We start from the raw sequence: 20460 nt of genomic DNA, 5'->3' as shown, positions 1-20460 counted from the left end.
CTCGTTGTTCAGTTTTCAAAGATCAAATTCTTTTTCACTGCGTTTTTCAGCAGCTATAAGATCATATCATGTTCATTTCAAAAATGCAAGGGTTATTTTATTCTTTTTTATTAAAATTATTTCACCCTAATTATTCTTTTTTGAAACGGCTGTTTTATTGTCAGCTCAATCAATATACCATTTTGCTTTACTGATTACCACAGGTAAATTATGCAACGTTAGCATTTCGGTGTATAGCTATGGTGTATTTGGGCATCTAGATAGATCGCCAGACCCGATCTAGTTTTGGTAGATGCTTTTGCCTGCTCTAGCTTGTGCACCACTTGTTCCTAGTAGCGCCTCACCGTTCCTACAAAAATATATTAATAGTAGGAAGGGCAATTAAACTGTGTAATTTTAAGATAGAAGCCTGTGCAAATTATGAAATGAGGACTTTCTCTATTCGATTTTCATGCAAGCTCCTTCCCCCTGACAGTTAGGTAAACACAAAAAAACGACCAAATGGTCGTTTTTTTCTAGTCTATGCTCTCTTTGGACGCATCCATAACATGATAGGAAGTAATGCCAGTGCCAGAATTCCTCCCGCATAAGAAAGTATGGAATAGCTTGAATTTGCTACAATCATCCCGGACAGTGCTCCTCCCGAAGCTCCAGCCAAAGCAATAAGTACGTCCACCGATCCCTGTACCTTAGCTTGATTAGATGTTGTTGTCGAATCTACAATCAAAGCGGTTCCGCTAATCAGTCCAAAATTCCACCCTATCCCTAAAAGAGAAAGCGCCACAATAAGCATAACCATTGAATCAGTGGGAGCCAGTGCAGCTACTACGCCAGCAAGAAGTAGCGTTACAGCTGAAGCCATCGCCATCGCTATACGACCAATCTTATCGACAAGAATACCCGTAACCAGGGACGGAAGATACATAGCACCAATATGAAAACCGATGACTAATCCTACTTCACCGAGTCCATGTCCATGGTGCTTCATATGTACGGGAGTCATCGTCATAATCGCAACCATGACAATTTGAGTTATTATCATGATTAAAGCGCCAAGAGTAATTCCTTTTCTGCCGTCACGAGTAGCCTCAAGATCAGAATTCGACTGGCTTCCTGGTGCTGTCTGATTCGCAACCGCTTTGGCTACCAATAAAGGATCTGGATGAAGAAGGAGCAATAATATTATGCCTGCTAATGTATAGGCTACAGCCGCTAAAAGAAAAGGTCCCGCTAAACTGGGAACTCCAATGGATAACGCAAAATCTCCCGTAACGTTAACTAAGTTGGGACCGGCTACCGCTCCGATCGTTGTAAAGACCATAGCCATACTCGCAGCTGTTGCTCTCTGCTTTGAATTTGCGAGGTCTGTACCGGCATAACGAGCCTGCAAGTTTGTAGCCGTTCCCGATCCATAAACAAGAAGGGAGATTAAAAGCAAGGTAATACTGTTCATAAGAGCTGCAACAACGACACCAACCGCCCCAACTCCCCCTGCGATAAAACCAAGTCCCAATCCCATTCGTCGGCCGAATCTTTGGGAAAACCGACCGACGAGGAGTGCTGCAACCGCTGATCCAAGTGTAAATAATGCTGTAGGAATCCCTGTGAACTTATCCGTGCCCAGCATATCTTGCGCCAACAACGCACCAACGGTTACTCCGGCAGCCAGTCCAGCGCCTCCAAAAATTTGAGAGAAAATAACGGTGATAAGCGTACGACGATACAGTTTTCTTTGCTTATCTGAAGATTCCACATAGGAATTGATAAGCGCTTGCTTCTTCTGCGAAGCATTCGTCAAATTCATTAAGGCTAACATCCTCCCCTGATTCCCTACAGAACAGTTATCTATTTTTTTCATCAAAAAGCGACGGTCTTATCGGCCCACTCGACAAGCTACATTTGCAGAACGAAAAACATTCCAAGCTTCATGATCCTGTCACTTCGTTAAGAATAAAGTCGTTCCAATCGTGAACACTCTTATCCAAGTGTCTAGCTTTGAAGCCATGAGCTTGCAACAATTCAATAGCCCTAACCGCCATTAAGCAATACGGGCCTCTGCAATAAGCCACAATCTTCGAGTCGGCTGGCAACAGAGATAACTGCTCCGCTAATTCTTCAATTGGAACGGAAACAGCTCCCGGTATATGAGCAGTTTCATATTCATCTCGCGGCCGTACATCAAGAAGTGTGACCTCCCCTTTTTCCATCCGCATTGCCAATTCTTCCATTGTGACTCCTTCAACATCTGAGAATTGACCCAAAAATTGCTCCTTAATGTGTTGAACTTCAATTAACTGCTTTTCAGACAGGTCATACAATGAATTTAAAAAGTGCAAAACAGATGAGTCAGAAAGTTCATAATAGACAAAGTTTCCTTGCTTTTTGGATTGAACCAACTTAGCCTGATATAGAGTTTGTAGATGCTGAGAAACATTGGCAACGGACATCGAAGTCATTTTAGATAGAACTTCAACTGATTTGGGTCCTTGTATGAGAATATCAAGAATTTCCAACCTTTTCGGGCTGGACAAGCATTTTCCGATCCGTGCGTATTCGGTGAAAAGCCCATCTTTGAAATCTCGTTCGTTCACTATTAAACACCCCATTCACTATACTATTCAATTGATTCCTTTAATATTAATAACGAAATTATAAATCTTCCTTTTTTTTATGTCAATTCTGAAATATATTCAGTTTTCACGCAAAAAAAGCCAGCTGCAAGAGCTGGCAAAAATTCATTTTCTCCTTTATTCCACTTTCAAGCTGATTTCTCCCTGTAATTCCCCATCTGCTGAGGCTTGTAGCAACAGTTCACCAGCTACATCCCCGGATTGTACTATTACAAGACACCTTCCTCTGTGTGTTCGTCTTCCTTTTCCCTTGAAAGGTTCATCACTGGTGAGATCCCCATTGTCTATACCAAGGATACGGCCATCACCATGCAGCTCAAAGCTCAAATCAACATCCCGGTTAGGTACAACGATCCCGTGTTGATCGATAACGGTTACTTCCACATGAGATATCTCATGCCCATCAGCAGATAGAGTCGCCCGATCAGCCTCCATTTTTAGAGCATAAGGAAGCCCGGCGGTAGTCAGTTCATGTTCACAAACCTGCTGATTCCCATTGCGGCCTGTAGCCCGAATTTTGCCTGGTGTATAGGGTAATTCCCATAGGATTAAATGATTAGGGTAATCAGCCAACTTTCTCTCACCGTATGATTCCTCGTTCACGATCAATTCTACGCTCTCGCAGTTGGTAAAGGTAACCAACCGTATCAGTTTTCCTGCGTATTCAGGAAATGTCCAATGATCTTCCATAGCTGGCGATTTCCAGTGCATTGTCCATGTCGGATTATACTCCGATTTCATATACTCATTAAATACGGCTATGTGCACAACTGGCTGATCAGACCAAAGACTTTGCTGGAGATAAGATACAGGTTTGCGAAACCCACACGTGTCAATCAGGCCGGAGGACCACCCTTTGGAGGGGTAGCCTGTTTCTCCCAAATAGTCGATTCCACTCCAAACAAATTGACCAATCACATAATCATGATTAGCGACATCAAACCAGGGATTCAGGGGCAAATAACCTTTAACCCGGTTATCTTTACCCCGATAATATGGGAACGTCTCTGTTCCAAGGATAAGCGTATCCGGCATGGCCGCTCTATAGTGCTCGTACCACTGTTCTTGATAGTTCAGCCCCAGTACATCCACTCGTTGGGCCAGTAGCTTGGTATGCTCCACCTTGGCCTCAATCGAACCATCACGCAAGCTGATCGGTGTATTATGCGGCTCAAGCGCGCAGGTAACAGGCCGGGTTGGATCTTTTTCATGGCAAAAGGCAACGAGCTGCTCCAACATGTTTAGCATGGACGGTTGACCTTGGTTCTCCACTTCATTACCAACGCTCCACATAAAAACACTAGGATGATTTCTGTCTCTAACAAGCATGGCCTCCAGATCCTTTGCCCACCATTCATCATATACATGCTCATAGGAAAGAGATTTCCATTTGTCAAAAGCCTCATCCACCACCAAGAAACCCATATGGTCACATAAGTCTAATAATTCGGGCGCCATAGGATTATGCGCAAAACGGATTGAGTTGCAGCCCATTTCCTTCAGCTTCTCCAGCCTTCTCTTCATGGCTGTATCATGGTAAGCAGCCCCTAGGCAGCCTAAGTCATGGTGAATGCACACTCCCTTCAGCTTCAAGCTGCTTCCATTTAGCAATAATCCTTTTTGAGAATCGAGGATCACTTCTCTTATGCCAAAAGGGATACGATAACGATCCACCTCAGTATTGTCGCAATAGATCGTCGTTTGGGCTTCATAGAGCACCGGGTTGTCCGGTGACCATAATTCTGGTTCTATAACTCTCGTTTTCTGCTCAATTTCCTCTGTTTCAAAGCCCGCAAGAGCTACTCGGTTTTCAATTTTTCCTTTTAGTTGTCCCTGTGAATCCAGTATTTCAGTCTTAATCGTACACTCTACGGTATGCTCATGGTGATTGCTGATCTTGATTCTGGCACTCACCTTGGCTTCATCTGGCGAAATTTCAGGTGTGGTAATAGTAGTTCCCCATTCGGTTACGTGAAGATAATCCGTATAAATCAGCCACACATTACGATAAATACCGGCCCCCGAATACCATCTGTCAGGCGGAAGAAGCGTATTGTCCACTTTGACGGCAATTATGTTATCCTCGTCCCACCGAATATATGGAGTCAAATCATATTGAAAGCTAACATACCCATAGGGCCGCTTGCCCACAAAATGCCCATTGAGCCAAACCTCACTATTACTGTGAATGCCATCGAATTGTATGTATACGCGCTGTTTTGGAGAGGAGGGCTTCACATTAAAATGCTTTCTGTACCACCCAACAGACCACCTGGGCAAATAAGCTTGATTGCCGCCATACAGCATATGTGGATCAAAGGATTTTTCAATACTCCAATCATGAGGGATATGAAGGTCCTGCCAATGCCCATCGTTATAGTCTGTCTTCTCAGCGCCTGTGTAATTGCCTTCTATAAATTTCCAGTCCGTTCTGAACGGCATAATCACTCTGCTTCCCATTATCTTGCCTCCATTTCATAAAGTAGATGAACGGATATAAACAACAGTGCGGGATGATCATCAGCATAGGTATGTTCTCTCTTACAATATTTCAAACACAGGGCGATCCTCAACAAAGTAGACGGGGAGCGTTGGAAATTGGACGGAAAGTGTTTCAGCAAGATACTTCATACCAGGTGCTTCACTTTCAGCATGTCCCAGCATGATAAGTGCTTTATTTTGCCCTTGATAAACAGCGTCTTTCACATATTCTGGTGTTTCCCATTCAGGCCCTTCACCAGCAATAATCAGGTCTACATGTTCATGTGAAAATAATGGGATGGTTAGTTCACCACTCCCCCTATATCCGACTAAGATTCCCACTCGTTCACATGGCATGGATGCCTCGCCAGCAACTCGTACATAACGAATATGAAGTTTGGCTTTCATATATTCAGCGATATCCTTAACTTCCATTGCCGGAATAGCCAAAATGGCGGAAGAAGGCTGCTGCTTCACAACGTAGGCGTGCCAGTCAAGCGCCTGAAGAAGTCCAACCATCACTCCATCCGGCTGATAACGGTGTATGGTGTCATGAAAACGATAAATCCCTACGCCTGAGTCGGCGACCAGGCGAGATTTGTGCAAATAGACAGGATCATGTAGTAAACATTCCTGGATACCGTGATGGCTATAATACATACCTTCATGCGTAATAATAAAATTCGCGCCAAGCGAAATAGCTTGTTCTATCACATATTGCGATGCACAGAAAGCGGTTACAATTCCTTGAATCTCAATATCCCTGAGCTCTGGGTTAAGCAGATCTACGGTCGTATTGGGTATGTCTATTCCCTTTGTCAGATGATTCACCATCTGCCCCATAGTCATGGTCATACACGTATCCCTCCCCATGAAAAATATGTATCAATTGTACCATTTTATTCTATATTGGGGTCTATTATTTCTAGCAAAATAGCCAGCTCCAAGTGAGCCAGCTGTTTTACGAATGCATCTATTTTTTTATTTCAGAACTCCCAAAATGGAGTCAATTCGTTCTTTTGCTCCTTGCCAAGATGCCATGACCGGGAACTCATATTGCTCTCTTGCCTTCATATTCCACGGATGAGGAATACAAAGCACCTGCTTCCCCTCCTGCAGTGCAGGCACTAAATTATGAGGACCATCATCAATCAGGAGATCATAGTTAATCAGATTCTTTCGTTTACATGGGAAAAAGTTCTCAATCGGAATGAATGGCATATGCCTTTGAAGCCAATTCCATTTCTCCACGACGGTTTTTGGTTCTGCCGCTGTCACAATAATGACATCAAAAGCATTGCAAAGCTTCTCCATTTCTTCTACGACATACTCGTCATACAGTTCAAGTTCCTCAAACAAACCCGGTCGTCCATAAAATACATCATGTGTGCTTTTGGGATGACGTAGATGATCGGTGTTCCAATCTAACATTTCTTCATAACGAAGCGGATGAGTGGGAAATTCACTATTGTTATGGTATATAGCCCGTTTGACGAGATGACAGATCGTATCGTCCATATCGACTGCTATGATTGGTTTTCTCATCATCTTGCCCCTATTCATTCTGGTAAAAGTATTACGAGAATATCATACAATAATTTAATACTGGGGTGAAGCTTGGCATGAAGCTATACTATCGGTTCCTCACATAACTACTGATAGCTAACCAAACATATCGTTAGGTTGGTTTATATCCAACAAATCAATCATCAAAATAGTTAGGTTTTATTTTATTATTTTTAGCTAACTTATCCTACAGAAAAATCAAGTAAACATATCATAATAGAGAGAAAAGTTATAATAAAACCTTTATAAATCACACTTCAATAAGAAACCTATACAGATATGATCCGAAAACAAAAAAAAAATTAAAAAAATCAATTGAATAACAAAATCACAAATGGTAGAATAACGAAAAATAACTAATAACAAAAATGAAAGCGCTTCATAACGTGTTTAGCTTACTGCTATTTACATACTTGCCCCCCTACTCCACCTCTATATAGCAGGAAGTTGAATAATATATTTAGGGAGGAATAAAAGTGAAAACATTGTTAAGAAAAGCATTATTGTCTGGACTCGCTGGTCTGCTTATCATGATTGGTTTGGGGGGATTCTTCTCCAAAGCGCAAGCTGCTTCAGGTTTTTATGTAAGCGGTACCAAATTGTATGACTCTACAGGCAAGCCGTTCGTTATGAGAGGCGTCAATCATGCTCACACTTGGTACAAAAACGATCTTTATACTGCCATCCCAGCCATTGCCAAGACAGGTGCTAATACCGTTCGGATTGTCCTTTCTAACGGAACACAATACACCAAGGATGACATAAATTCCGTAAAAAATATTATCTCCCTAGTCACAAGTTATAAAATGATTCCTGTACTTGAGGTTCATGACGCTACGGGTAAAGACGACTATGCGTCTTTGGATGCGGCTGTGAATTACTGGATTAGCATAAAAGATGCCCTGATCGGCAAGGAAGATCGGGTTATCGTGAACATTGCGAACGAATGGTATGGCTCTTGGAATGGAGGCGGCTGGGCAGATGGGTATAAGCAAGCGATTTCCAAGCTGAGAAACGCAGGTATTAAAAATACACTCATCGTCGATTGTGCTGGTTGGGGGCAATATCCTCAATCTATCAATGACTTCGGTAAGTCTGTATTTGCAGCTGATTCTTTGAAGAATACGGTATTCTCCATCCATATGTATGAGTTCGCTGGTAAAGATGTTCAAACTGTTCGAACCAATATTGATAACGTTCTGAATCAAGGACTCCCTCTGATTATTGGTGAATTTGGCGGTTACCACCAGGGAGCAGACGTCGACGAGACAGAAATCATGAGATACGGCCAATCCAAAGGCATAGGCTGGTTAGCTTGGTCCTGGTACGGTAATAGCTCCAACCTTTCTTATCTTGATCTTGTAACAGGACCTAACGGCAATCTGACCGATTGGGGCCGCACTGTGGTAGAAGGAACCAATGGTATCAAAGAAACATCGAAAAAAGCCGGTATCTACTAATAGCAATATAGGAAAATAAATGTAATAGACTCATGGTTGAACCACCATGAGCTATTACATTTTTATACTTCGTACTAAAAGCACTCGCTGAGCGTCTCTGATCTTACACTTTCTGGGTTATACAGTGATTTGGATTTCATACACAGGCACTATGCTGACCACGCCAATGTTCGCGATTCGTTCCTCCGTTGTCTCTTTCCAGCCAGCCATGGTCGTATTGCTATTAAGAACCTTGCCCTTTCGAATTGGAGAAACATATACGTACATCCCTCGCTCGATGAGCCGATGTTCAAATGACTTTAAACCTATTTCCCAGGTCGTATGGTTGCAGAAATTATCGTGAATCAGTTCACCATCAATAAATGCATAACCGATATCTCCCGTATAATTGATACGCAGCAGAGCCTCTTTGATCCCATCAAGGGCATTTTTTTCAAAATCAAGGACGAATTTATCATGATTCACCCTTTTCAGATGGAAGTGTATTTCTTTCTTTGGAACTCTTAACTGATACGTTGTAAATAATTCACTTTCTGTTGTTGCAAGCAACTCTCCACCGGATATGGATGTGATTGAGTCGTCAAAATCCGGGAATACACTCAGTGTTACAATCTCCTGATCTGTTGATTCCAGTTTCACCTCAGCTCCGGATACAAGTAAATTGGCACTTGTCAGGATAACTCTGTCTCGACCTTGCAGGTTGACCTTCCAAAACTCCAAGCTTTGTTCATCAGTCATCGTATAGATGGCGACTTTTTGGCCACTTTCAGATACCAAACGGATGAGACTCTCTTCTTCTTCAGCAACCTGAATGATCGTATTCCCATCCAATTGTTCTATCAAACCTTTGTCGATTGTGGCACGGATGATATCTTTTGACTCCAATGCATACGTGCCTTTCATCCCGTCCGGTACAAAGAAAAAATAATATATTTCTCCATCCTCTTCTAGCCTTGTTATCAGCTGGGCTGTTGCATATTTGAGCTTTATTCCATCCAAATTGAGGTTAAAAGGCAAAATAGCGAAGCTATCCCGTCCTAATGTCAGTTCACCTTGACTAGGGATTACAATCGTTTCCTCAGGCAGCTCAATGCTTACATTGAAATTGCACAGGTCGTAATTTTCAACATGGTCCTGAAAATTATTTAGAAACAGGTACCCCGCCCCGGCACTGGAGCGAATCGCATATCGTAAGGTATCCACATCATAAGGGTCCATTGATGACGTGTCCTCTGGCAGAATAGTCTTCATCAGAGAGAATTGCTTTTGAAACGTTGAAAGAAAATAATGCTGTAGCTTTGTTCTTCGGTATGACTCCCTTATTTGACCGAATTCTCCAATCATGGCATTGAAATCATAGGATATTTTAGGTGTAGCCATATCGTTTGTGAACGGGTTAACCTTACCTCGCGGATTGGAACCCCCATGATACATATAGTATCCGATCAGGTTACAGCCTTCTGCAACCTTCATGACAGTCATCGCTGGAACACTGCGATAGGGAAAGACAAACCGGTATTTATAAAACTGAACCATACCGCCACCCATTTCGCAGCAAGCGTACGGATAGTCTTCCGGGGCGTATAGGGGCTCAAAATTGTAGCTTTTCGGAATCTTGTTATTATGCTTGTCTCGGAAAATGTATTCCGGTGTCGCAGGATGCTCATCCTTCCCCTCCAACCGTCCCTCTTCATAATAGATCCACGGCCAGTAGGCGTACCCGCCCCATAAGGGCAGCATATCAGGAACAGGCGTTGTCGCTCCTCCCCATCCTGTGCATGTATAGATCGGAGTATCAATCCCCGCTTCCAGAGCTATTTCTTTAAGTTTTAACATATGTGAATTACCGTCACTTCCAGAGTTTAACCACATATCATTAATTCCTACAGTCAATCCCCACTGGGCAGAGGAATGATGATGCTCGTTTTCGATTTGGGTGCCGATGATCGGCCCACCCTCCTTATATAACAGCCCTTGAACCTGAATACCGATTTCGTTATACATTCTTCTCGTATAAAACAAATATCCCTCATCATTAGAACGAACCTCAAATGGGCGGCCGAATAGCCAATCCGGTATACCGCCGTTTCGGATTTCACCATGATTGAAGGGCCCGATTCGGATAATGACATAGAGCTGATGTTTGCCACATAACTCAATAAAATAGCGGAGGTTTTTGTTCCCACTCCAATTAAAAACACCTTCAACTTCTTCATGTAGATTCCAAAAAACATAAGTCGCAATGATATTGACGCCACCCATTTTTACTTTAATAATTTCGTCTTCCCAACAGCGTTCATCATAGCGTGCATAATGGAATTCACCACAAATCCCGAAAAAAGGCTCTCCATCCTTCTCCATAAAATAGTTGGTGAATCCGATTTGTTCTCCCTTTGGATTGGTGCCGCCAAGTCTGAGTTGGCCTTTCACAATATGCTTGTGATCATCTTGGACCGTAATTCGATAGTTTCTCATAAAGTTCACTCCCCTCAATCGTTCATATTGAATGACACCAGCTATCTCAGAGACAATAGATTGTCTAGGAAGGAACCTCTAATCTGAATTTAGGATAAATTGGTTCCACTTGCGCTGCCAGGCTATATCATTCCAGAACGGATGATGCGGAGCACAGTTGGAGCAGAGGGTCATTCCCCAGAACCCCAGTGCCATCCCTTTTCGCAAGACATATTCAGCTATATATTTACCGACTGGGCCTTCTTCAAATTGGGCATGCAGGGGTGTATAGCCTACATATCCTTCTCCTATGACAATTGGAATACCAGAATGACGAGTCCATTCATGAATCTCTTCCAACCGGGAGTCAGCCTTTTGCAACATGGCCATTTTATGATCTCCGTACCGATCGTACAAAAATAAATCCCATTGATCCGGATCTACCCAGTCGTGTAAATAGATAAGCCTCATCCCAACGGGATTGCCTTCCAGCCGCCAATTTTGCTCTGGAGGCAGGTCCCACTCTGCGAATGGAGGAGCATCTTCCCTCAATAGAGATTGGACGAATGAATTGGGGAATGTCGCCAACTCATCATCAAGCCCCGCCGCTTCCATCAGCTCATTCAGCACCCCTTTAATATAAAGATGAAAATGGGCCACCTGCATATTGCGCGCGACGTAAGCTTTGGGGTAGGCTTCATTTAACGTATAGCTGGCTGTCATCATAATATCTGAATGGCTTTGGCGTAGATATTCAATCGCTTCTTCTACGTAGGGCTGCATTGCTTCAATAAGCGCTGGTATGTTTGTTTCCGATATGCCTTCAGACGTTCCGACAGCGTTTAACTGCCCAAACTCCACTTCGTTATGTAACTCTGTATAGATAATCTGATCCCTATAGCCTGCTGCTGTAACAAAACGAATCAACTGATCCATTGATTTTGCAATCGTCATGAATCTTTCCTTAGGTGGGATCGCAGCTAATTCATCTCTAAGCTCAGCATGGACCAGGAAGGTCGGACTCTGCTGATATTCCCAAGAGGATAATATAATGTTACAGTTATGAGCCTTTGCCTGTCTAAACAGTTCGAGCAAATGAGCATGCCCATCCAGCACTGCACCGCCGCGACAGTTATACCAGCGCGTACGCTGGCCCACTTTCCCCAGACTCGCAAACTCCAATGGCCCAGTACGTTTGCCATCCACCGTAAACAACATAAAGGGCATAGCGCATATTCGGATCGTATTGTAGCCTCTTTCGACCGCTTCCTGAAAACGAGCTGCCAGGTCGCTGTAGGGCTCCCCCTCCTGTGTCATGGTATACCAAGAGAAGTCCCACATCGTGATCGTCAATTTACGCGGTACATTTCTCATCAGATTACTCATGTGATTTCCCTCCCAGCCCCAGTCCATAGGGTTCAATGCTCCTTAATCTACAAGCCTTCCGCAGCCCTTCTACAGCCTGTTCAATCTGACCGGTTACCTTCATTTTCAATTCATCACTCCCTCATAATCGCTCTTATATCAAAGCTTACAAGTAAGCGGTATCACAGACAATTGACAATCCACTGTTTATGATGGACTATATACGTATTTCATCATTAGAGCCGCCTACGGCTGGGAGATAAATAGATTATGACTAAGAAAGCCGATGATTTTGAACGTAAAAAGGTATATGTCCTTCCTCCCTATATGCTGAGAAAATTAAAAATGAATCCGCTTACGAAAGATTTATATATTACGGATATAGGCTGCTTTAGCCATGCCCGTCATCATTTTCGTGAAAGAACAAATGGCTGCGACTCTCATATATTCATTTACTGTGCGAGTGGAAAGGGCTGGATACGAACCAAGGATAACCAAACCATTGTCCTGAAAGAGCGAAGCTTTGCGTACATTCCTAGGGACATGCCACATGCTTATGGGGCTGACGATGAAGATCCATGGACAATTTACTGGTTTCATCTTAAAGGGGATCAAATGGATGATTTTATGGATTTGTTTGAGCCGTTTAAAATGTATATTTCGCTGGCTGCCAGTGATGAAATCAAACTGCTGGAGCTATTTCATCAGTGTTGCGCCCTTTTACTGAACAAATCATACTCCATGATACATTTAGTTCAAGTGTCGCAAACCATCCGCTATCTGCTGAGTTTTGTTGTATCCGTTGCAGCTCGCAAGGAAGACAGCACGTACCAGAGCCATGTCGATAAGGCCATACGTTATATGGGCGAACAATTGGAATCCACCGTTTCGCTTGATGAGCTTAGCCAGCATGTTCAGGTATCCAAGCAGCATTTAAACCTAATATTCAAGCAATCAACCGGGTATTCCCCTGTCGATTACTATTTAAGAATGAAAATTCAAAGAGCCAGTCAGCTTTTGGATTTAACGAATGCTTCTATTAAAGAAATTAGCATACAACTCGGTTTTAGGGACCCTTATTACTTCTCCAGGCTATTCAAAAAAATAATGGGCTGCTCTCCTCTGGCGTACCGAAATAATTTAAAGGGCTGATCCATAGATAATCTTCCCCCTACACGGATCATTTACGGATCAAGGGGCAAGGTCTATACTTAAGTACAAAAAAGGAAGTTTTGTATGCTCCTAACGTTGAATCGTAGGCTCAATTCAGCTATGCCGCTAATCACACCCATCAGCATTCTAATCGGCGTCCTGATCGGTACGCCGTTGTCCCAATATACTGAGCTTTCTCCCTGGCTATTTGCCTTCATGACCTTCGCGGGCAGCATCAGCATGGGATTCAAGGATTTTATCCATGTAATCAAGCATCCGGGTCCGCTGATCGCCTGTCTGTTTATTCTTCACCTAGCCATGCCGCTTCTCGCCATGCTGCTTGGGCATCTGGCTTTCAGTGACGATCCTTATACGATTACTGGACTGATTCTTGGTGCAGCTATCCCTACTGGCATTTCCAGCTTCGTCTGGGTTAATATCTACAAAGGCAATACAGCCCTTACATTGGCGATCATTCTAATCGATACAATTTTGGCCCCGTTCGCTGTGCCCGGCATTATGTCCCTGTTGATCGGAGCGAATGTCCAGCTCGACACCTGGGCGATGATGCAAAGCCTGTTCTGGATGATTGTCGTTCCTTCATTAATTGGCATGGTGCTGAACGAATGGACCAAAGGAAAGATTAAGCAGGTGTGGGGGCCTCGGCTGGGCCCGTTCTCCAAGCTAGCTATGGCTCTGGTCGTCATGATTAACGGATCTGTCATCGCGCCTTATCTGGTTGATTTTAATCTCAAGCTTGTCGGAGTATGCCTCTCCATCATTATCCTTGCCTCCACTGGATATGCGATTGGGTATCTCATATCATGGCTGATGCGGTGGAATAATGCAGACCGTACGGCGCTTGTCTTTAACGGCGGCATGCGCAATATTAGCGCGGGGGCCGTGCTTGCTATCACCTACTTCCCGGCTCCCGTAGCACTGCCCGTTGTACTCGGAATGATTTTTCAGCAATCCACAGCATCTCTGGTCGGATTTCTGCTGAGCCGCCGCGACCGCGCCAACGCTAAGAATAAGCGCAGTACGCTCTCTGCTTCCTAAAGTCGGAGCGGTTACAATTATTAATAAAAAGAAGCCGCCAACATGGCGGCTTTTTTATGATTACCTGTATCAATCCTCACTCATGACCTTATTTAGTTTTTCATAAACAGACAACAAGGCCTCTCTTTCTTCTTCAGTTAGGTTTTCAAATAGTTCTCTTCTAAGCTGTCGTCCGTCTTCCTGCGCTTTATTTAGCATTCCGACACCAGCGTCAGTTATTTGCAGGTACACAATCCGCCGGTCCTCCTCATCCGCCACTCGTACAGCCAACTCCTTTTTTACAAGCTTTCCAGATAGATGGGTTAATGTCGGAGGAGTTAGCCCCAATAACCTGGCCAGATCAGAAGGGCGGCACTTTCCGTAACTATTTAAGTACGAAAGAATAAGGATATGTGATACCCCTAGATTCTCATTAAACATTTTATTCCACTTAATTAATAGGTTATTGGTAACCTGGTCCATAGCATGAATCAGCGTAAATATATTTTGTTCTTTCATTAATACTCTTTAACCTGCTTTCTCAAATGAAGTAATAGCCCCCTATATTGTATAGGGGGCTTGTATAAAAGTCATTCTTTACTGAAAGAAGGTCAGGCATATACCCATTCCCCTGTAAAGTGAATTCTAATTTTATTGAGCAGAAAAACCGCCATCAATAACAAGCTCCGATCCCGTAATGTATGAAGACTCGTCAGAAGCCAAAAACAAAGCAGCGTTAGCTACATCATCAGGTCGACCAAGTCGCTGCAATGGAGTCGCTTGAATTAAGTGGGTAAGCATTTCTTTAGATGTGCTAAGGGCTTCAGTCATTGGTGTCTCAATAATGCCCGGAAAAAGCGTATTTACACGGACCCCAAACCGGCCGAACGTTGTTGCCGCAGCCTTCGACAAAGCACGTACAGCACCTTTTGAAGCGGAATAATGATTAAATCCCTGACCGATTTGAGCGGTGTAAGAAGAAATATTAATAATAGCGCCGCTCTTTTGGGCAGCCATATACGGGGCTACATGCTTAATACCTGCAAACGGTCCATACCCGTTAATCGACATTAATTTATGCCAGTCATTTAGGTCGATATCCTGATATCCTTTCTCAGAAGTTATTCCTGCATTGTTAACCAAAATGTCAATTTTACCGAATTTATTGTTCACTTCTGCGGAAAGAGCCTTCCAATCCTCGTCAGAAGAAACATCCAGTTTCATTCCGTACACATTCGTTTTCTTACTAGCCCGTTCAAGAGCTTGAACATTGATGTCTGCAGCAATAACTACAGCTCCCTCCTCACTGAAGAGGTCGACCATCCGTTCTCCTATCCCTGATCCTCCGCCTGTGATTATAGCAATTTTACCTGCCAGTCTATTCATGTTGATATCTCCTTTTATCATTATCAATTTACTCAAATCTTATTTATTCAGATATTTTAATTAGATATCTAAATATTAGATATCTAAATTATATTCCTTTTATACTCAACATACAACTGCTGCTTTATCCCAGCCATATGGTTAGTTGCTATGTAGAAAGGAGTAATATTATCGCTCTCGAATAATAAAAAGCACCGGAGATTTCTCCGGTGCTCAGAGTATCGAGAAACTTTCTCGACAGCTTTTTTTATGTGTTTATATTCTTATCTTCAGTGATCTTTTCAATTATATTATTTTGATTTTAAAACACTGTCCAATATTAGGAATCTAAAATATTATTTCTGAGTAGAGCGAAGCTTAGCCTTATATACTTAATTTTTTCCGATTAGAAGTTTGTTTTTTTCCAGTCAGTCTCACATTTTTTTTCGTATGTTATAAAACCTTCAGTCGAAAACCTTTTCTCAAGCGCCCTACTAGCCTCATATTTACTACAATCCTTTTCCACATAAATTTCATCTTGTGAAAATAATATAAATATAGAACTAGATACATCGTTATTCGCCAAATAGAAACCCAATAATTCGTTGTATTGAGTACTAAAAAACATACCTATATATTCTACTCTGAGTTTAATATTTTCTTTAGATTCAATCAATCCTTCATAACTTGCAAATAAATTAAAATCATCCAAATCGTAAATTCTATTCACTGAGATTAACGGATTCATGCCTCTTATATATAAGCCTATAACATTACCATCACCTTTCTCAAGGAAAAGGACATGGTCTAATCTCTCATTATCATCCTCATCATGTAAATAAATAATATTTGAGATTTCTTTTTGCTCGAAAAAATAATCAAACTTTTTTGTAAACGATATTATATAGTTATTCATAGTCGTCCTCACTCTCTAGTCAAATCTAATTCTGATTTTAACTTACTTGATAAACGATCTCCTTTTTTATTTAAGAAAGTCAATATCTCGTTTGTTTGTCGATTAACTAAAACAACTGCATCCCCCTTAACAAAAGCGTCTACAGACTCGATTGTTTCCACTACTAGATTAGGAAAGTTACGTATTTTCCCCCATGTCGCTTCTACACTCTCATTGGCAGAGTTTTTTTTATTTCATTGAACACAATTCCGCTTAGTCTCATCCAGGTCTCTCATAAAAGAAAGGGACTTTCCCTATACGGCTCATACTCTTTTTAGAGCAAAACATGTGCTTTGTTTAGAAGTCGTTGAGGACGCGGCTTATTATAGTACCAAAACCGCGTTTTTTTGAGGTAGCAGCTAAAACAGCACAGGATCGATTACAATGTTATCCTGATAGTCATGTTCAAATCATTAAGTCCACTGAAGCTTACAATATTGTGGCTCAAGGAGCCGGTTGTATGGTGTTGGATTATTTCTTGTCCACGCCTGAGATGAGAACTTGAATCATCAAACAAAAAAGACGAGCCTATCGACTCATCTTTGGAAGTGACTGCTTATTTACGTACGACGTCATAGCCTTTATTCTTCAGCAATTGGTGACTCCATGCTCTTGTTAATCTTGTGGAATGGTCAAAACGATTTTCCCGAAGTTTTCTCCCTTTTCCATTCTGAACAGTGCCTCGGTCACTTCCTCCAGCGGATAAATCTCGTCCAAAACAGGATCAATCTTGTGTTCTTCTATGAGTTTGACCATATCAGCAAAATCTTGCTGGCTTCCCATCGTTGAGCCTAACACCGAGATTTCTTTCACATACATATTGGGTAGAAGCAGATTCGGAATCGGACCTCTCGTCGCCCCGAAGCTGACGATTCGACTTCCGATTTTGCCAAGTGACAGCAGTTGATTGAACACCTCTCCGCCAATACTGTCGACGGATAGATCAATGCCGCCAGTTAATTTCTCCAATTTCTCCACCCAATCATCTGCTGTGTAGTTTACACCTCCGGTTGCACCCAATGTTTTTGCTTTTTCAATCTTTTCTTCTTTGCTGGATGTCACGTAAACCTCAGCTCCGAGTGCGGCTGCAAACTGAACGAGATAGGTAGCTACACCTCCACCAACGCCGGGAATCAGAACGGTTTCGCCTTTCTTTACCTTGCCTTTCGTCACGAGAGCACGGTAGGCGGTCAAACCGGCGAGCGGGAGCGCTGCTGCTGCTTCCCAAGATAAATGGGACGGCTTTGAATAGACACTTTCCGCTGGTACCTTTACATATTGGGCATACGTTCCGTTAGTAGGAACGCCGAGAATTGTGAATTCAGCCCTTTTTTTGTTCATATCGTTGCCCCAGTTCAAACCTGGATTGATGATCACTTCATCACCAATTGAGACATCGTAAACCTCATCTCCAACCGCAACAATTTCCCCTGCGCCGTCAGAGCCGGGAATAGCAGGTACCTTAGTCCCCGGATATCGGCCTTGTATGACTAGCAAATCCCGGCGATTAAGAGCTGCTGCTTTTAATCGCACGACAACCTCTTTCGAACCAGGTACAGGCGTTTCTACATCTTCCAGCTTCAGTTGGTTGAGTCCGCCAAATTCTCTTAACATCATTGCTTTCATATAATTTTACTCATCCCTTTTACCCTCGGCTTTTGTCATTCGTTTTTAAATATCAAATCATCTTAGCCCCAAACAATTAAAATCATACAACCTTCGAGTAACACGAAGTCAACAATGTTAAAAAGTTTTGTTCTGTATTCGGAATTTACAATTATCGAAGCTTAAAGTATTATTTAAACCATCACCTTCGAGTAACACGAAGGAAATAATAATTTAAATAGCTTCATTCAACATGAAATTGGGGAGGGGTAGCATGTATACTGTGAAAGAAGTTGCAGAACTACTTGACTTAACTGTACACACCATTCGCTTCTATACAGATAAAGGATTAGTTCCAGGTTTACAGCGTGATAAAAACAATAACCGTATTTTTAATGACGATTCCATACACTGGCTTACAGGTGCAAAAAACTTAAAAAAGTGTGGTATGTCCGTCGAAGACATCAAAAAATATGTAGACCTATGTTTGGAAGGCGATGCAACCATTGAGGAACGTTATGAAATAATACGCAAGCAAAAAGAAGCGGTTCTAGCTCAATTAGAAGAAGTAAAATTTATGGCAGAATTTATTACCAACAAAGAAGAGCACTACCGTGACATTATAAATCAAGTGATCCCGGATGATACCAATCCTGCCTATTGGTCAAAAGAAACGCCGATCACATCCTGCCCATTGAAGACTTGTTAGGAGATTTCTGCGTCGACTTTTTGTAATAGAATGATAGCATCAAATCTCAAATCGGGTCGTGCCAAGCGCTTTTGCGATTTCCGGATCATTGTGTGAGAAGAAGCTGCTTTGTTTCATATCTAGTGCAGCAATTGTCTCCATATCCTCTATGCTTAAATCAAAGTCAAAGATATTGAAGTTTTCAATAATTCTTTCTTTATGGACGGACTTTGGAATTACGACGACTTCTCTTTGTGTTAACCAGCGTAAAATCACCTGAGCCACGGATTTTTGATACTTTTCAGCCAGTGACACCAACACTCCATTATGGAACATATTATTTCTGCCTTCTGCAAAAGGCCCCCAAGACTCAATCTGTACATTGTATTCCTTCATAAGTGTGGCACCTTTAGATAGCTCTGCCAACTGCTTCTTCGTTTTGATAAGCCGCAGCGGTATCGATTAGACGATAGCCTGCCATAAGAGCGTCATAAACGCTTTGTTCGCATTCATTCGCATCGTTAATCTGATATACCCCAAAACCAATGATAGGCATTTCAACACCATTGTTCAGTATTACTTTTTGCATATAAACCTCCCGGAAAGTAGTTTTTCATCATTTCTATCAGGTATTTAAATTTTGCTATGCCAAAACAGCAATTTTCAACCTATGTCAGTTAATTAAAACCAACAATAGAGTGCGGCACATACGGCTCTTCCAGGAATGCTACTTCTTCCGTTGTTAATTTCACAGTAAGTGCAGCTACAGCCTCTTTAAGATGAGATATTTTTGTAGCACCGATAATAGGAGCAGTTACCGGTGCTTTTTGCAACAACCAGGCAAGTGCAATTTGTACGCGGGGAACACCATGTTTTTCTGCAATGTTTGCAACCCTCTCCACAATCCATCGGTCGGCATTTGCTGTTGCATCATATTTTGATTTTTGAATATCATCGGTTTCAGATCGATAGGTTGTTTCCTCCGGATCACGGGTCAATCTTCCCGATGCAAGCGGGCTGTATGGAATTACACCGATTTTTTCTTCCCTGCACAATGGAAGCATTTCTCTCTCCTCTTCACGGTAAATGAGATTCAAGTGATTCTGCATGGATACAAACCGAGTCCATCCATTTTTCTCGGCAACATGCAATGCCTTCTGAAATTGCCAAGCATACATAGCGGATGCCCCAATGTATCTGGCCTTTCCTGCCTTCACTACATCGTGCAAGGCTTCCATCGTTTCCTCAATAGGCGTATTGTGATCCCAACGGTGAATTTGATACAGGTCTACATAATCAGTACCTAGCCGTTTCAGACTTTTATCGATCTCGCTCATGATGGCCTTGCGAGAAAGACCGGCGCCATTAGGTCCTTGATGCATACGTCCATGAACTTTCGTTGCGATTACAATTTCATCCCGGCTGGCATAATCCTTGAGCGCGCGTCCCAAAATTTCTTCGCTTGTTCCAAGAGAATATACATTAGCCGTATCAAAAAAATTGATGCCAAGCTCAAGCGCTTTTTTAATAACCGGGCGACTACTCTCTTCATCAAGTACCCATTGATGAATCCAACGTTTCGCATCGCCAAACCCCATACAGCCGAGACAAAGCCGTGATACATCCAAACCGGTATTTCCAAGCTTCACAAATTCCATTGAATTGACCTCACTTTACAATAAAATGGTGTTTTAATGAGTG

The 20460-nt window shown here is 42.4% G+C and carries 16 protein-coding genes and 1 pseudogene; 4 read left to right on the top strand and 13 right to left on the bottom strand.

Annotation, left to right across the window (positions count from 1 at the left end; all coding sequences use genetic code 11):
• Positions 1–520 precede the first annotated feature (520 nt).
• The 5 genes from HFD99_RS19860 to HFD99_RS19840 form a co-directional block, all read right to left on the bottom strand.
• Complete coding sequence (locus HFD99_RS19860) at positions 521–1804, bottom strand: MFS transporter (protein ID WP_025363953.1); 1284 nt, start codon at positions 1802–1804, stop codon at positions 521–523.
• A 121-nt stretch (positions 1805–1925) separates the two neighbouring features.
• Complete coding sequence (locus tag HFD99_RS19855; RefSeq protein ID WP_016819577.1) at positions 1926–2591, bottom strand: ArsR/SmtB family transcription factor; 666 nt, start codon at positions 2589–2591, stop codon at positions 1926–1928.
• A gap of 156 nt (positions 2592–2747) precedes the next feature.
• Complete coding sequence (locus HFD99_RS19850) at positions 2748–5090, bottom strand: glycoside hydrolase family 2 TIM barrel-domain containing protein (protein WP_025363952.1); 2343 nt, start codon at positions 5088–5090, stop codon at positions 2748–2750.
• 81 nt (positions 5091–5171) lie between these two features.
• Positions 5172–5966: a Nif3-like dinuclear metal center hexameric protein gene (locus tag HFD99_RS19845; protein WP_025363951.1), complete on the bottom strand. Its 795-nt coding sequence runs from the start codon at positions 5964–5966 to the stop codon at positions 5172–5174.
• Between the two features lie 126 nt (positions 5967–6092).
• Positions 6093–6656: a 5' nucleotidase, NT5C type gene (locus HFD99_RS19840; protein WP_016819574.1), complete on the bottom strand. Its 564-nt coding sequence runs from the start codon at positions 6654–6656 to the stop codon at positions 6093–6095.
• A gap of 497 nt (positions 6657–7153) precedes the next feature.
• On the opposite strand from HFD99_RS19840, the gene HFD99_RS19835 reads away from it, so the two are divergent.
• Positions 7154–8137 carry a glycoside hydrolase family 5 protein gene (locus HFD99_RS19835; protein WP_025363950.1) on the top strand — a complete coding sequence of 328 codons (984 nt, stop codon included), beginning with the start codon at positions 7154–7156 and terminating at the stop codon, positions 8135–8137.
• Positions 8138–8254: 117 nt separating this feature from the next.
• Here HFD99_RS19835 and HFD99_RS19830 read toward each other — a convergent pair whose 3' ends face one another.
• Together HFD99_RS19830 and HFD99_RS19825 are read right to left on the bottom strand one after the other, a co-directional pair.
• Positions 8255–10612 carry a beta-galactosidase gene (locus HFD99_RS19830; RefSeq protein ID WP_025363949.1) on the bottom strand — a complete coding sequence of 786 codons (2358 nt, stop codon included), beginning with the start codon at positions 10610–10612 and terminating at the stop codon, positions 8255–8257.
• A gap of 78 nt (positions 10613–10690) precedes the next feature.
• Positions 10691–11977 (bottom strand): cellulase-like family protein, encoded by a 1287-nt coding sequence (locus HFD99_RS19825; RefSeq protein WP_025363948.1) that lies wholly within the window; start codon positions 11975–11977, stop codon positions 10691–10693.
• 249 nt (positions 11978–12226) lie between these two features.
• On the opposite strand from HFD99_RS19825, the gene HFD99_RS19820 reads away from it, so the two are divergent.
• Positions 12227–13108, top strand: a complete 882-nt coding sequence (locus HFD99_RS19820) for an AraC family transcriptional regulator (RefSeq protein WP_025363947.1) — start codon at positions 12227–12229, stop codon at positions 13106–13108.
• 84 nt (positions 13109–13192) lie between these two features.
• A complete protein-coding gene (locus tag HFD99_RS19815) occupies positions 13193–14167 on the top strand; it encodes a bile acid:sodium symporter family protein (protein WP_025363946.1) in 975 nt (324 codons plus the stop codon).
• 69 nt (positions 14168–14236) lie between these two features.
• On the opposite strand, the gene HFD99_RS19810 is transcribed toward HFD99_RS19815, so the two are convergent.
• The 4 genes from HFD99_RS19810 to HFD99_RS19795 form a co-directional block, all read right to left on the bottom strand.
• Complete coding sequence (locus HFD99_RS19810; RefSeq protein WP_025363945.1) at positions 14237–14665, bottom strand: MarR family winged helix-turn-helix transcriptional regulator; 429 nt, start codon at positions 14663–14665, stop codon at positions 14237–14239.
• A gap of 132 nt (positions 14666–14797) precedes the next feature.
• Positions 14798–15532 carry an SDR family NAD(P)-dependent oxidoreductase gene (locus tag HFD99_RS19805; protein ID WP_017427987.1) on the bottom strand — a complete coding sequence of 245 codons (735 nt, stop codon included), beginning with the start codon at positions 15530–15532 and terminating at the stop codon, positions 14798–14800.
• Between the two features lie 385 nt (positions 15533–15917).
• A complete protein-coding gene (locus HFD99_RS19800) occupies positions 15918–16427 on the bottom strand; it encodes a hypothetical protein (protein WP_025363944.1) in 510 nt (169 codons plus the stop codon).
• A gap of 654 nt (positions 16428–17081) precedes the next feature.
• The gene (locus HFD99_RS19795) at positions 17082–18092 is read right to left on the bottom strand and encodes a quinone oxidoreductase family protein (protein WP_039276727.1); all 1011 of its coding nucleotides are present in this window, start codon (positions 18090–18092) and stop codon (positions 17082–17084) included.
• A 253-nt stretch (positions 18093–18345) separates the two neighbouring features.
• Here HFD99_RS19795 and HFD99_RS19790 point away from each other — a divergent pair, with 253 nt between their 5' ends.
• Complete coding sequence (locus HFD99_RS19790; RefSeq protein ID WP_016819563.1) at positions 18346–18780, top strand: MerR family transcriptional regulator; 435 nt, start codon at positions 18346–18348, stop codon at positions 18778–18780.
• Positions 18781–18819: 39 nt separating this feature from the next.
• Here HFD99_RS19790 and HFD99_RS19785 read toward each other — a convergent pair.
• Together HFD99_RS19785 and HFD99_RS19780 are read right to left on the bottom strand one after the other, a co-directional pair.
• Positions 18820–19348, bottom strand: a pseudogene (locus HFD99_RS19785) (aldo/keto reductase).
• An 88-nt stretch (positions 19349–19436) separates the two neighbouring features.
• The gene (locus tag HFD99_RS19780) at positions 19437–20417 is read right to left on the bottom strand and encodes an aldo/keto reductase (protein ID WP_039276725.1); all 981 of its coding nucleotides are present in this window, start codon (positions 20415–20417) and stop codon (positions 19437–19439) included.
• Positions 20418–20460: the final 43 nt, after the last annotated feature.

Origin of the sequence: Paenibacillus sp. EKM301P, assembly GCF_011800295.1 — a bacterium.
Classification (GTDB): Bacteria; Bacillota; Bacilli; order Paenibacillales; family Paenibacillaceae; genus Paenibacillus; species Paenibacillus polymyxa.
Note: the sequence above shows the minus strand (reverse complement) of the source record. Positions and strands in the feature narration are given on the sequence as shown.

Coding starts and splice junctions, on each gene's coding strand:
- HFD99_RS19845 (WP_025363951.1), bottom strand. CDS start 5,966: ATGACCATGACTATGGGGCAGATGGTGAATCATCTGACAAAGGGAATA.
- HFD99_RS19805 (WP_017427987.1), bottom strand. CDS start 15,532: ATGAATAGACTGGCAGGTAAAATTGCTATAATCACAGGCGGAGGATCA.
- HFD99_RS19860 (WP_025363953.1), bottom strand. CDS start 1,804: ATGAATTTGACGAATGCTTCGCAGAAGAAGCAAGCGCTTATCAATTCC.
- HFD99_RS19790 (WP_016819563.1), top strand. CDS start 18,346: ATGTATACTGTGAAAGAAGTTGCAGAACTACTTGACTTAACTGTACAC.
- HFD99_RS19815 (WP_025363946.1), top strand. CDS start 13,193: ATGCTCCTAACGTTGAATCGTAGGCTCAATTCAGCTATGCCGCTAATC.
- HFD99_RS19830 (WP_025363949.1), bottom strand. CDS start 10,612: ATGAGAAACTATCGAATTACGGTCCAAGATGATCACAAGCATATTGTG.
- HFD99_RS19780 (WP_039276725.1), bottom strand. CDS start 20,417: ATGGAATTTGTGAAGCTTGGAAATACCGGTTTGGATGTATCACGGCTT.
- HFD99_RS19850 (WP_025363952.1), bottom strand. CDS start 5,090: ATGGGAAGCAGAGTGATTATGCCGTTCAGAACGGACTGGAAATTTATA.
- HFD99_RS19800 (WP_025363944.1), bottom strand. CDS start 16,427: ATGAATAACTATATAATATCGTTTACAAAAAAGTTTGATTATTTTTTC.
- HFD99_RS19825 (WP_025363948.1), bottom strand. CDS start 11,977: ATGAGTAATCTGATGAGAAATGTACCGCGTAAATTGACGATCACGATG.
- HFD99_RS19840 (WP_016819574.1), bottom strand. CDS start 6,656: ATGAGAAAACCAATCATAGCAGTCGATATGGACGATACGATCTGTCAT.
- HFD99_RS19810 (WP_025363945.1), bottom strand. CDS start 14,665: ATGAAAGAACAAAATATATTTACGCTGATTCATGCTATGGACCAGGTT.
- HFD99_RS19795 (WP_039276727.1), bottom strand. CDS start 18,092: ATGAAAGCAATGATGTTAAGAGAATTTGGCGGACTCAACCAACTGAAG.
- HFD99_RS19820 (WP_025363947.1), top strand. CDS start 12,227: ATGACTAAGAAAGCCGATGATTTTGAACGTAAAAAGGTATATGTCCTT.